Source organism: Erysipelothrix sp. HDW6A, from assembly GCF_011400295.1.
Classification (GTDB): Bacteria; Bacillota_I; Bacilli_A; order Erysipelotrichales; family Erysipelotrichaceae; genus Erysipelothrix.
The window spans coordinates 113,634-127,232 of sequence record NZ_CP049859.1; the positions used below are offsets into that span (position 1 = coordinate 113,634).

The 13,599-nt window shown below is 41.0% G+C and carries 8 protein-coding genes and 3 rRNA genes; all 11 read right to left on the minus strand.

The features are described 5' to 3' along the window. Positions 1–102 precede the first annotated feature (102 nt). Positions 103–216: ribosomal RNA gene (gene rrf, locus G7059_RS00680) — 5S ribosomal RNA — on the minus strand. A gap of 82 nt (positions 217–298) precedes the next feature. Next, positions 299–3,207 (minus strand): 23S ribosomal RNA (locus tag G7059_RS00685). 292 nt (positions 3,208–3,499) lie between these two features. Beyond that, a 16S ribosomal RNA gene (locus G7059_RS00690) occupies positions 3,500–5,034 on the minus strand. Together the 16S, 23S and 5S rRNA genes form the textbook arrangement of a ribosomal RNA operon. Before the next feature lie 238 nt (positions 5,035–5,272). After that, complete coding sequence (locus G7059_RS00695; RefSeq protein ID WP_166080161.1) at positions 5,273–5,707, minus strand: GNAT family N-acetyltransferase; 435 nt, start codon at positions 5,705–5,707, stop codon at positions 5,273–5,275. Between the two features lie 52 nt (positions 5,708–5,759). Next, the gene (tkt, locus tag G7059_RS00700; protein ID WP_166080162.1) at positions 5,760–7,739 is read right to left on the minus strand and encodes a transketolase; all 1,980 of its coding nucleotides are present in this window, start codon (positions 7,737–7,739) and stop codon (positions 5,760–5,762) included. Positions 7,740–7,847: 108 nt separating this feature from the next. Next, on the minus strand, positions 7,848–9,512 hold the full coding sequence (locus G7059_RS00705; RefSeq protein WP_166080163.1) for a phospho-sugar mutase: 1,665 nt from the start codon (positions 9,510–9,512) through the stop codon (positions 7,848–7,850). Positions 9,513–9,577: 65 nt separating this feature from the next. Continuing rightward, positions 9,578–9,844, minus strand: coding sequence for a phosphocarrier protein HPr (locus G7059_RS00710; RefSeq protein ID WP_166080164.1), 267 nt, complete (start codon positions 9,842–9,844; stop codon positions 9,578–9,580). An 86-nt stretch (positions 9,845–9,930) separates the two neighbouring features. Beyond that, positions 9,931–10,392, minus strand: a complete 462-nt coding sequence (locus G7059_RS00715; RefSeq protein WP_166080165.1) for a 23S rRNA (pseudouridine(1915)-N(3))-methyltransferase RlmH — start codon at positions 10,390–10,392, stop codon at positions 9,931–9,933. Next, entirely contained in the window at positions 10,389–11,495 is a 1,107-nt protein-coding gene (locus tag G7059_RS00720) for a S1C family serine protease (protein ID WP_166080166.1), read from the minus strand. The genes G7059_RS00715 and G7059_RS00720 overlap by 4 nt, the downstream gene beginning before the upstream one ends. Continuing rightward, on the minus strand, positions 11,488–12,216 hold the full coding sequence (locus G7059_RS00725; RefSeq protein ID WP_166080167.1) for an MBL fold metallo-hydrolase: 729 nt from the start codon (positions 12,214–12,216) through the stop codon (positions 11,488–11,490). The genes G7059_RS00720 and G7059_RS00725 overlap by 8 nt, the downstream gene beginning before the upstream one ends. A 17-nt stretch (positions 12,217–12,233) precedes the next feature. Next, positions 12,234–13,592 (minus strand): replicative DNA helicase, encoded by a 1,359-nt coding sequence (gene dnaB / locus G7059_RS00730; RefSeq protein ID WP_166080168.1) that lies wholly within the window; start codon positions 13,590–13,592, stop codon positions 12,234–12,236. Positions 13,593–13,599: the final 7 nt, after the last annotated feature.

Here is a 13,599-nt window from a genome sequence, read left to right on the forward strand (position 1 = left end):
TCCTCCTTCTAAACAGTATCGATTAGTATACTGTTAGAAACCATTTCATTATACCATGCATGAAAGCATAAAAAAAGGAACACCGAGAAGGTGTTCCGAATTACCTGGCAATGAGCTATCTTCACTAGAGCGTGCCTAGCTATTGTCGCCGCTAAAGTGCTTAACTTCTGTGTTCGGGATGGGAACAGGTGTGACCACTTCGCAACTATCACCAGATCAATTGCTTTTACTGAGAGATAATCTCTCAAAACTGAATAATAAAGTGTGACTCTTAGTTCTTTTCAAATAGTTGTGGTGTGTGATTAAATCCTCGACCTATTAGTATCAGTCAGCTACACATATTGCTATGCTTCCACCTCTGACCTATCAACCTGATCGTCTCTCAGGGGTCTTACTACTTACGTATGGGAAATCTCATCTTGGAGTTGGCTTCGTGCTTAGATGCTTTCAGCGCTTATCCAGTCCATACTTAGCTACCCAGCCGTGCCCTTGGCAGGACAACTGGTACACCAGCGGTATGTCCACCCCGGTCCTCTCGTACTAGGGGCAGCGCTCCTCAAATTTCCTACGCCCACAACAGATAGGGACCGAACTGTCTCACGACGTTCTGAACCCAGCTCGCGTACCGCTTTAATGGGCGGACAGCCCAACCCTTGGAACCGAATTCAGCTCCAGGATGCGATGAGCCGACATCGAGGTGCCAAACCTCGCCGTCGATGTGAACTCTTGGGCGAGATCAGCCTGTTATCCCCAGGGTAGCTTTTATCCGTTAAGCGACGGCCCTTCCACGCGGTACCGCCGGATCACTAAGCCCGACTTTCGTCCCTGCTCGACCTGTATGTCTCGCAGTCAAGCACCCTTCTGCCTTTACGCTCGTCGATTGATTTCCAACCAATCTGAGGGTACCTTTGGGCGCCTCCGTTACTCTTTAGGAGGCGACCGCCCCAGTCAAACTGCCCACCTGACACTCTCCCGAACCCGGATAACGGGTTGCGGTTAGAACTTCAAACTTACAAGAGTGGTATCCCAATGATGACTCCACATAGACTAGCGTCCATGCTTCATAGTCTCCCACCTATCCTGTACATGTAAATTCAAAGTTCAATATCAAGCTACAGTAAAGCTCCATGGGGTCTTTCCGTCTAGTTGCGGGTAACCGGCATCTTTACCGGTACTAAGATTTCACCGAGTCTGCTGCCGAGACAGCGCCCAAATCGTTACGCCTTTCGTGCGGGTCGGAACTTACCCGACAAGGAATTTCGCTACCTTAGGACCGTTATAGTTACGGCCGCCGTTCACTGGGGCTTCAGTTCAATGCTTCGACTCAAGGTCTAACACATCCCCTTAACCTTCCAGCACCGGGCAGGCGTCACCCCCTATACTTCGTCTTGCGACTTTGCAGAGAGCTGTGTTTTAGTTAAACAGTCGCTTGGGCCTCTTCACTGCGGCTCCCTTTTACAAGAGCACCCCTTCTCCCGAAGTTACGGGGTCATTTTGCCGAGTTCCTTGGCAACAGTTCTCTCGCTCACCTTAGGATTCTCTCCTTGCCTACCTGTGTCGGTTTTGGTACGGGCCAAATCATAATTAACGCTAGAAACTTTTCTCGAGAGCTGGCATCAATTGCTTCGTTACTTCCTCACGGGTTCACTCCCCATCACGCCTTTGCATTATGTGGCGGATTTGCCTACCACACTGCTCCTTCGCTTAGACAGGCTCTTCCATTCGCCTGCTCAATCTAGCCTTCTCTGTCATTCCTTCACTTATGATTCGGGTACAGGAATATCAACCTGTTGTCCATCGACTACGCTTTTCAGCCTCATCTTAGGTCCCGACTTACCCAGGGAGGACGAGCCTTCCCCTGGAATCCTTAGGCAATCGGTGGGTCAGATTCTCACTGACCTCTCGCTACTCACACCGGCATTCTCACTTCTATACGCTCCAACGCTCCTTACGGTACATCTTCAACGCGGTATAGAACGCTCCCCTACCACTTATATTACTATAAATTCGCAGTTTCGGTATCATGCTTAGCCCCGGTACATTTTCGGCGCAGGGTCACTCGACTAGTGAGCTGTTACGCACTCTTTCAAGGGTGGCTGCTTCTAAGCCAACCTCCTAGTTGTCTGTGCATCCCCACATCCTTTTCCACTTAGCATGTATTTTGGGACCTTAACTGGCGATCTGGGCTGTTTCCCTTTCGACTATGGACCTTATCACCCACAGTCTGACTGCCATCTATTTCTACTTTGGCATTCGGAGTTTGATTATAATCAGTACCCCGAGATGGGGCCATCATACATTCAGTGCTCTACCTCCAAAGTCATTCCAATGACGCTAGCCCTAAAGCTATTTCGGGGAGAACCAGCTATATCGAGGTTCGATTGGTATTTCACCCCTAGCCACAACTCATCCGCCAGCTTTTCAACGATGGTCGGTTCGGTCCTCCATTTGGTTTCACCCAAACTTCAACCTGGTCATGGCTAGATCACCTCGTTTCGGGTCTACCACAATGTACTATTTCGCCCTATTAAGACTCGCTTTCGCTTCGGCTCCGTCTTTTAAAACTTAACCTCGCACATTATGAGTAACTCGCCGGTTCATTCTACAAAAGGCACGCCATCACCCTTTAACGGGCTCTGACTTCTTGTAAGCATACGGTTTCAGGTTCTATTTCACTCCGCTTCCGCGGTTCTTTTCACCTTTCCCTCACGGTACTGGTTCACTATCGGTCACTAAGGAGTATTTAGCCTTACCGGGTGGTCCCGGTTGATTCCGACAAGGTTTCACGTGCCTCGCCGTACTCAGGATTCCATTAGGGTAGTCGCTGTTTTCGTTTACAGGGTTTGCACCTTCTACGACTGGCCTTTCAATGCCATTCAACTAACTTTGACTAATCCCACATCATGGTCCTACTACCCCAACTCTAAAGTTGGTTTGGGCTCTTCCCGTTTCGCTCGCCACTACTCAGGGAATCACTGTTGTTTTCTTTTCCTCTTGCTACTAAGATGTTTCAATTCGCAAGGTTGTCTCAGCATGTACTATGTATTCATACATGTGTAATACTGCATTACCAGTACTGGGTTCCCCCATTCGGATACCCCCGGATCATTGTGTACGTACCACTCCCCGAGGCATTTCGCTGTTAGTCGCGTCCTTCTTCGACTCTTAGTGCCTAGGCATCCACCGTACGCCCTTCCATATTTAATCACATGGTTTTGCGCCTGATTGTTTAAAATCAGTTTTTGTGTTTATCAGCTGTTGATAAACGTGTGTTCGCTTTGCTTAAGTTACTGTTTGTTTAACTTGATGTAAATCTAGTTTTCAACTATTCGAAAAGACCTACTGATGTCTATATCTCTATTTCTATCTATTGTCTTCTCTATTATTCAGTTTTCAAAGATCATTCATTTCTTCTGAGATTCTTATTAAAAAGCCTCTCAAAACTAAACAGGAAACTTTGTGTCAATTCCGCTTCTTTCTTAAGTGTATTACTCCTTAGAAAGGAGGTGATCCATCCCCACCTTCCGGTAGGGATACCTTGTTACGACTTAACCCCAATCATCGGTCCTACCTTCGACGGCTCCCTCCCTTTCGGGTTAGGCCACCGGCTTCGGGTATTACCAACTCTCATGGTTTGACGGGCGGTGTGTACAAGGCCCGAGAACGTATTCACCGCGACATTCTGATTCGCGATTACTAGCGATTCCGACTTCATGGAGTCGAGTTGCAGACTCCAATCCGAACTGAGACGTACTTTCTGAGATTCGCTCCACATCACTGCTTCGCTGCCCTCTGTATACGCCATTGTAGTACGTGTGTAGCCCAGATCATAAGGGGCATGATGATTTGACGTCATCCCCACCTTCCTCCGGTTTATCACCGGCAGTCTCTCCAGAGTCCCCAACTTAATGCTGGTAACTGAAGACAAGGGTTGCGCTCGTTGCGGGACTTAACCCAACATCTCACGACACGAGCTGACGACAACCATGCACCACCTGTATCCACCATAACTATTACATATCTCTATGCTTTTGCGTGGTATGTCAAGACCTGGTAAGGTTCTTCGCGTTGCTTCGAATTAAACCACATACTCCACCGCTTGTGCGGGCCCCCGTCAATTCCTTTGAGTTTTACGCTTGCGCGCATACTCCCCAGGCGGGATACTTATTGCGTTAACTACAGCACTGAATTTCTCCAACACTTAGTATCCATCGTTTACGGCGTGGACTACTAGGGTATCTAATCCTATTTGCTCCCCACGCTTTCGAGCCTCAGCGTCAGTTACAGGCCAGTTAGCCGCCTTCGCCACTGGTGTTCCTCCATATATCTACGCATTTTACCGCTACACATGGAATTCCACTAACCTCTCCTGCACTCAAGTCTACCAGTTTCTATGGCATCACGGGGTTGAGCCCCGAACTTTCACCATAAACTTAATAAACCGCCTGCGCTCCCTTTACGCCCAATAATTCCGGATAACGCTTGCCACCTACGTATTACCGCGGCTGCTGGCACGTAGTTAGCCGTGGCTTTCTGGTAAGGTACCGTCATAGCATGAGCATTCCCTCTCACACTTGTTCTTCCCTTACAACAGAGCTTTACAACCCGAAGGCCTTCTTCACTCACGCGGCGTTGCTCGGTCAGGGTTTCCCCCATTGCCGAAAATTCCCTACTGCTGCCTCCCGTAGGAGTCTGGGCCGTGTCTCAGTCCCAGTGTGGCCGGTCACCCTCTCAGGTCGGCTACGCATCATCGTCTTGGTAAGCCGTTACCTTACCAACTAACTAATGCGCCATAAGCCCATCTCATTGTGATGTATCCCATCTTTAATTATCTTAAGATGTCTTAAGATAAGCTATCCGGTATTAGCTGACGTTTCCATCAGTTATCCCAGGCAGTGAGGCAGGTTGCTTATGTATTACTCACCCGTTCGCCACTAAGATTGAAAAAGTAAACTTCTTCGCTCTTCGTTCGACTTGCATGTATTAGGCACGCCGCCAGCGTTCATCCTGAGCCAGGATCAAACTCTCCATTTGATTCTTTCTCTTTAACTCTGACGAGTTTATTTCTATCTAAAATTACTATTGAAATTGACGTTTCCTGTTTAGTTTTCAAAGACCTTTTTGCGCCTCGTTCCCTTAGCGCTTGTACATAATATCATTCATTCTATTCACTGTCAACGCTTTTAACAACTTTTTATTTTTTATTTTCATTTTCTTCACATCTACACCATTTTATCCCTCTAAACACTGCGTTTTAGAAAAAAAACACGACCTAAATTTCTTTAGGCCATGCCATTGTTTTTTCATTTATCTGTAATTCTTCATTTATATTTATTTCGATTATTCCAAAGTCTTCACGTTCATAAAACTTTATTGCTTCTTCATTAAATTCATAGACATCCAAAATCAGCTCATCATATTTTAACTTTAGGTAATCAATCATCGATTTCCCATATCCTTGAGAACGGTATTTTTTATCAATAAATATTCCAGCAAGATAATAACCTTCAGTAACACCAGCGAAGCCAATTATTTCATTATTATGTTCCATAATATAGATATTACTATTTTCCATGGACTCTTTGACTTCATCTTTATGTTTAAGCCAATATTTTTTATCTATCTTATGATGAACTTCAGTATTCACTTCCAACCATAGATCAATCACCTTATTTAATTCAGGTATTTCCATATATCTAATATTCATAAGTCACTCCTTTTAGAAGAAAAGTCAGGGAACCCTGACTTTCATCTATTATTTATTTTAAGTTTGCTTTAACTTTTTCTACAATATTTTCTACTGTAAAGCCAAAGTATTTGAATAAATCATCGCCTTTACCTGATGCGCCAAAGCCATCAAGTGTAACAGCAACACCATCAAACCCTAAGATACGTCCCCATGATAAGGATGATCCCGCTTCAACTACAGCGCGATTTGTGATTGTACGTGGTAGTACAGTTTCTTGATATTCTTTTGATTGTTCATTAAAGAGTTCAAGACATGGCATACTAATAACACGCGCTTTGATCCCTTCTTCTTCTAAAGCCTTTGCAGCATCGATAGAAATAGAAACTTCGGAACCTGTCGCAACAATCGCAACATCTGTGTTTTCTTTACCATAAACGATATAGCCACCTTTAAGAGCATCTTCGCCTGTTGCTTCCAACTGTGGTAAGTTTTGACGTGACAAGATAAGTCCTACAGGTGTTGTTTTTGAAGTAAGAGCTAAGACCCAACCATAAGCTGTTTCTTTTGCATCAGCTGGTCTGAATGTATAGAAGTTTGGTTGTGAACGTAACATTGTAAGTTGTTCTACTGGTTCGTGTGTTGGACCATCTTCCCCAACTCCAATACTATCGTGAGTTAATACATAAGTAAGAGGTACGTTCATTAATGAACTTAAACGTGCCATTGGTTTTAAGAAATCAGCGAATACAAAGAATGTTGCAACGTAAGATTTTAGACCACCATATAGTGTTAGTCCATTACCCATAGCTGCCATTGCGTGTTCACGAACACCAAAGTGAAGATTACGTCCACCATAGTTTTCTGAACTGAATGATGTTTCACCATCCAATGCTGTCATATTTGAGGAAGCAAGGTCTGCCGAGCCACCGAAAATATTCTTATAGGTATCTTTGAGACGGTTTAACATCATACCCGATACAACACGTGTAGAAATCGCTTTGTTTTCAAATTCAAAGAGTTCTTTATTTGCTATCAATTCTTCAACAGTAATATCTGTAAAGTCTTTTTCCCATTGTTGCGCTAGTTCAGGATATTCTTTTGAGTAATCTGAGAACATTTCTTCCCACACTTCATGAGTTTTTGTACCTTCTTCAGCAATCTCTTTATAATGAGCATACACTTCTTCAGGAACAAAGAATGGTTCTTGACTTGGGTACTCTAAGAATTCTTTGAGTGATTTAACACCTTCAACACCTAGTGGTGCACCGTGTGCTCCCGATGTTCCTTCTTTTGGACTACCAAATCCAATTTGTGTTCTAACTTCAATAAAGGATGGTTTATCAGTATTAGCTTTAGCAGCTGTAATTGCAGCGTTAATTGCTTCAAGGTCATTTCCATCTTCTACTAAGAATGTTTCAAAACCGTATGCTTCGTATCGCGCACGAACATTTTCTTTAAATGCAAGATCAGTATTTCCTTCAATTGTAATATTGTTGGAATCATAAATAACGATTAAGCGACCTAATTCTAAAGTACCTGCTAATGATGATGCTTCAGAAGTAATTCCTTCCATCATACATCCGTCACCACTTAATACAAATGTATAGTTGTCGACAACATCGTATCCAGGGCGATTGTATTTAGCAGCTAGGTGCTCTTGTGCCATTGCCATACCAACAGCTGTAGCAAGACCTGCACCAAGTGGTCCAGTTGTAGCTTCTACACCATCTGTATGACCAAATTCTGGGTGACCTGCTGTTTTTGAGTTTAATTGACGGAAATCTTTCAAATCTTCAATACTTACATCATATCCAAAGACATGTAGTAGTGAATACAATAACGCTGATGCGTGACCTGCTGACAAGATAAAGCGATCGCGGTTTATCCATTTGCTATCTTTCACATCAAAATTCATGTGATTTGCCCACAATGTATATGCTATAGGTGCAGCTCCAAGTGGCATACCAGGATGTCCTGAGTTTGCTTGTTGAACTGCATCAACTGATAATGTACGTAATGTATTTACTGCTAATTTTTCTATTGATACCATAAATTACCCCTTTTCTTACCAATATCATACTGTAAAATCGCTATACATTCAATTGCTTAGTATGGCAATATTCTCAGTAAAAAGAAAAAAACTGACAGTGTCAGTTTTTTAGATTTTTGCGATTCTATTTACGTCATTTTTTAGTGTTTCAAATTTCTCGTTAGCAAGTTCTGTTGTCTTGCCAATTACACAATAATAGAACTTACATTTTGGTTCTGTTCCTGATGGTCGAATTGCAATCCATGAACCATCTTCAAGATAGAACTTTAAGACGTTTGATTGTGGGAAGTCTAAATCTTCGCCTGTTGATCGTTTCGATGTCAAGAAGTCATCAACCATTAATACATTGATGCCTCCCAGTGTTGCAGGGCTATCTTCTCGGAAAGTCTTTAAGATATTTTGAATTTCTTGAAGTCCAGTTTCGCCAGCACGGGTAATCGCAACTTGTTTCTCAACGTGTGCTCCATGTTCTGCATAGAGTCCATTCAATACATCAACAAGTGTTCGTTTTTCCTTCTTATAGAAGTTTGCTGCTTCTGCAACCATTAAGCATGCTTGAGGCGCATCTTTATCTCGTGCAAAATCAGCGAGAAGGTATCCATAGCTTTCTTCATAACCAAACACAAACTCATAATCACCTTTAGTATTGTGTTCTTGAATCTTAGTACCAATGTATTTAAATCCTGTTAATGTTTTTTCTACAGTAATACCGTATTTTTTCGCAATCTTGTCACCTAAGTCTGAAGTAACAACCGTATTAAACATGATAGGTCTTTCAGGCATTTTATTAAGTTCATTGCGTGAGCTATAGATGTATTCTTGTAGTATTGATCCACCTTGGTTCCCTGTTAGGTATTCAAAGGATCCTTCATGGTTAACAACAATACCCATTCTATCGGCATCTGGATCACAACTTAATACGATATCTGCATTATATTTTATTGCATATTCAATTGCTAAGTCATAACTTTCCAATTCTTCTGGGTTAGGAGTCTTAGTATTTGAGAAGTCAGGATCAAATGACGATTGTTCTTCTACCACAATTACTTTGTATCCACATGACTCGAGTAAGTTTGGAACAAGTGGGTATGAAGTACCATGTTGTGAAGTAAAGACAATCGTTAAGTCTTTTTCATCATTAGGGCGTAATTGAATCCCTTTTAATGCTTCAAGATACTTGTGATCCATATCTTCACCAATTGTATGAATGAGTGAAGTATCACCAACGTTTAGATCAATAAGTGTCTCATCAGGGTTTTCATTGATGTTTGCGATAACCTTAGCGATCTTAGAATCAATAAGTTGGCATCCTGTTTCGTCATATACTTTGTAGCCATTATATTCTTTAGGATTGTGGCTTGCTGTAATCACAATACCACCAATACAGGAAAGTTCGCGAACTGCGAATGATAGTTCTGGTGTTGGTCTCAAGTTCTCAAACACATAGGATTGAATCCCAAATGTCGATAAAATTCTTGCTGAAATATCTGCGAATTCTTTTGACATATGACGGTTATCATACGCAATCGCAATCTTAAGTTCTTGTCCCTCGAATTCTTCTACAAGATACTTACCAAAACCTAAGTTTGCTTTCGCAACTGTTAATAAGTTCATTCTATTTGGACCTACCCCCAGTAATCCACGCATTCCTGCAGTTCCAAACTCTAACGATTTGTAAAATGCATCCTGCTTATCATGGTCGCTCATTGAATTTAATCCATCTTGAATCCATGGATAGTCCTTTGCAATACGTTCCCAATTTTTTAGTGTCATAACTGTGTCCTCCTCACAAAAAAATAGAAGATACTCTCATCTTCTATTTTAGTGTAATTATTAAATTAAGCAATTACTTTTTGTGCTTTTAGTACTTCTTCAATTGTTGTGATTGCTTCTTCTTGATCTTCACCTTCAGCTGAAATAACGATTTCTGACTGTGTTGGAATTCCAAGAGACATAACACCCATAATTGATTTCATATTTACAGCTTTACCTTTGTAGCTAATTTTGATTTCGCTTTTGAATTTGCTTGCTGCATTAACTGCAACTGTTGCAGGACGTGCGTGCAAACCTACTGGGTCGATAACTGTTACTGTAACTTCTTTCATTAGTATTACCTCCTACGTTCTTCTTAATTCTACCTTATTTAGTTAAAGAATACAAACAAAATGGCGCAACTTTGCAAGTGATTACATTACTTGTGATAAGGATGGTTTCGCGCAATCATAAACATTCTATAAACTTGTTCACAAAGCATTACACGAACTAACTGGTGAGGAAAAGTTAAATTTGAAATTTTCCATCGAAAGTTTGCTCGATTTCTAACTTCTTCACTTACTCCATGGGACCCACCAATGACAAAGACTATCTTCTTCGAAGCATCAATCTCACCCATGATTTTTGAAGACATATCTTCTGAACTTAAGTCCTTCCCTCTAAGATCTAATAGGACGACATAGTCTCGGCTATCAATCTTTTCAAGAATCTTCTTACTCTCATCTTCAATAATCCCACTAACTTCAGTATCTTTACGGTTACTATTGTTGAGCTCTGTTATCACAACTTGATGAATTGGCTTCAATCTTTTAAGATACTCGTCAATAAGACTGGTCATAGCTTTTTCTTTGATTCTACCTATCGCAACGATTTCTATCATTCAAGCACCACCTTAATTGTACGAATGCTACCTTCTCGATAAAAGTCTACTTCAATCGTATCACCAATTTTTGACTTAAACAGTTCCACTCGGAAAAGCCTGAAGTTTGGTGTTGAAACAGAATTTATTCCAAGAATGATATCATCGCTTAGAATACCTGCTTTTGAAGCACTCTTACCATTTTCTACATCAATTACTAGGATTCCTTCCTCAATTGAATCAGGTATTCCTTTTTGAATACGGTTATAGAGACTCAAGTCTTCAATAGATTGAACTGTAATACCAAGAGATGGATACTGAATTGAACCATCTTTGATTAATGTATCTACTACAGCATGAATATCATTAATTGGTATCGCAAAACCCATTCCTTCAACTGCTTCTTTACTGATTCTTAATGTATTAATAGCAACAAGAGATCCGTCCATATCTACAAGAGGACCCCCACTACTTCCATTACTTATTGAAGCATCACTTTGAAGCGTGCGCATGTTCCAATCGACACGTCCATCTCCATCTGTATCTACCGCTATTACACGATTAGACCCTGATACCACACCAAAGCTTGCAGAGTTCGCAAAACTTAAGTCATGTGGAGTTCCTAGAGCTAAGACATAATCTCCGGATTTTACTTCATCACTATTCGCATGCTTAATAATTTGATACTCGAAGTCACCTTCTACGTAAAGTACCGCTAAATTACTATACTTGTCTGAACCAACAAATGTTGCCTGTAGTTCTCTTCCATCCCAGAATCTAACATTATGAATTAGTCCTGGTTCAAGGATATGGTGATTGGTAACAATATAGAGCCCGTCATCAGTTGCGCTATAAATAACACCCGATCCATAAGAGTTATGTTTCTTTTCATCGGTAGACTTGTAGTTTAAGACACTTACAACACTTTCTTTCGCAGATTCATATGCACGTGTAACTGGAGTCTCAAATTCATAATTGGTTATTTCTCGAGTTTCTGCAACACTTGAATTCTGGCGTTCTATTCTGTCCTGAGCTTCTCCATACTGAAAACTCAAGTGAAGCATCCAGATACCCACTAATATACTCGCACCGATAAAAATACGTTTGAACTCTGTTTTATTCACGCTTACCACCTACCATTATTTGAAATTGTTTGGCAGCTCTCACTTGAATCTCTTGATATTCAATATATTTCTTTGCAGTCTGAACTGCAAGCACTTCTGTATTAGCCTGTTCACTAAGGTGAGCAAGAACAACTTCTTTTGTTCTTTCGGTAACAATCTTCGCTAAGACTTGTCCTGCATCATCATTAGATAAGTGACCTTCATCAGAAAGAATGCGTTGTTTAATATAATAGGGACGGCTAGTTTTCATTAACATCTCCGGATCATGGTTACTTTCAAGAATGTAGTAATCTGCATCTTCAATGTAAACTAGATCTTGATCACGGACATATCCTGTATCTGTAATATAAACCAGCTTGGTGTCATTCCAAGTAATCACATATCCCACAGAGTATTCATCATCATGGGATGTTTTGATTGGAAACACATCTACATCACCCACAAAGAATCTTTCATACGGTTCAACTTGAACATTGGTATAGGGATTTGGTGATGGGCAATATATCGTCGCTCCAACAAAGTGTTTAAGTTGACTCGTATGGTCTGAGTGATCATGAGTAATAAGGACTGCATCAATATCATTGAATTGCAGTCCGAGTTCCTCAAATCTTTGAGTTAAATATCGTTTAGTAGTTCCACAGTCAATAAGAATTCGTATATTGTCAGTTTCAACAATACTGGCATTTCCTTTGGAACCACTAGCTAAAATCGTATACTTCATAACACACCTCTAAAATCTTATCTTCGATCGTGAGCAATATCATAGAATTTCGTAATCGAAGGGTTAAATTGCATAGTCACATCAGCAAGGGCACCGTTACGGTGTTTACTAATTTTTACAAGGACTTCTTGTCGTTCTTGTGGTGGCATTGGCGTTGCATTATCATCATCATTATTATCATAGTACGCTTCACGGTATAAGAACATAACAATATCGGCATCTTGCTCAATTGAACCTGACTCACGCAAGTCACTTAATTGCGGAATCTTAACTTCGCGTTTTTCAACGTTACGAGATAATTGTGATAAGGCAATAACCGGAACATCCATCTCACGGGCCAATTGTTTCAAACCACGAGAAATTTCAGAAACTTCTTGTTGTCGACTATCACTATTCCCACGACCTGTAATTAATTGAATATAGTCAATAACAATGAGATCAAGACCGACTTCTGCTTTCATCTTTCGACATTTTGAGAAAATCTCAGGTACAGTTACCGTTGAACTGTCGTCAATATAGATATTTGTTGACGAAAGAACTCCAGCCGCAACACTGAGGTCGTTGGATTGGTCGTTATTGAGTTGACCAGAACGTAAAAACTCACTCTTGATTGATGATTGAGCCGATAACATACGACTCATTAAATGCGTTGCAGGCATCTCTAGTGAGAAGATAGCAACACCAGCTTTGCCATTTAAGTTATGACGAGCAACGTTTAATCCTAAGTTTAAGGCAAACGCTGTTTTCCCAACTGATGGACGCGCCGCTAAGATAATTAAGTCACCACGTTGAAGTCCGTTAGTTATATGGTTCAAGGAATCATATCCTGTACGAAGTCCAGTGATTCTGTCTTTATTCTCTTGGATACGAGCTAAGTTTTCCATAAACTCTTCAACAACTTCACGACTTGATAACATATCTGAAGTTTGTCGTGCTTGTGTAACGGATAATACATTCTTCTCTGCAAAATCTAAAAGTGTGTTGAGCTCTGTACTTGAATCAAATCCTTTATCAACAACAAGTTGCGCAACTTCAATAAGTCGACGCATCTGTGACTTTTCTTGAACTACATCGATGTAGTGTTTTAGAGTTGCAGGAGCTGCAGCGTTAGCTGTTAAGTGGAAAAGAAAATCAATTCCACCAACACGTTCTAATTCATTATAGTCACGTAGTTTGGAAATAAGTGTTGTTGAATCTAAAAAGTTCCCAGCATCAAGAATATCTACCATAGTTTGGAAGATACGCTTGTGTTCGGTGTTATAAAAATCATCTTCATTGAGATTGTATTCTCGAATGCGGTCAACAGACTCAGGGTAAACTAATAAAGTACCCAAAAGTGCTATTTCAGCATCTTGACTATAAGGAAGTTTACGCATTTCTTAT

Bases quoted from the DNA above. Each gene is read 5' to 3' on its own strand.
- G7059_RS00710 (WP_166080164.1), bottom strand. From the start codon at position 9,844: ATGAAAGAAGTTACAGTAACAGTTATCGACCCAGTAGGTTTGCACGCA.
- tkt (WP_166080162.1), bottom strand. From the start codon at position 7,739: ATGGTATCAATAGAAAAATTAGCAGTAAATACATTACGTACATTATCA.
- dnaB (WP_166080168.1), bottom strand. From the start codon at position 13,592: ATGCGTAAACTTCCTTATAGTCAAGATGCTGAAATAGCACTTTTGGGT.
- G7059_RS00715 (WP_166080165.1), bottom strand. From the start codon at position 10,392: ATGATAGAAATCGTTGCGATAGGTAGAATCAAAGAAAAAGCTATGACC.
- G7059_RS00695 (WP_166080161.1), bottom strand. From the start codon at position 5,707: ATGAATATTAGATATATGGAAATACCTGAATTAAATAAGGTGATTGAT.
- G7059_RS00705 (WP_166080163.1), bottom strand. From the start codon at position 9,512: ATGACACTAAAAAATTGGGAACGTATTGCAAAGGACTATCCATGGATT.
- G7059_RS00725 (WP_166080167.1), bottom strand. From the start codon at position 12,216: ATGAAGTATACGATTTTAGCTAGTGGTTCCAAAGGAAATGCCAGTATT.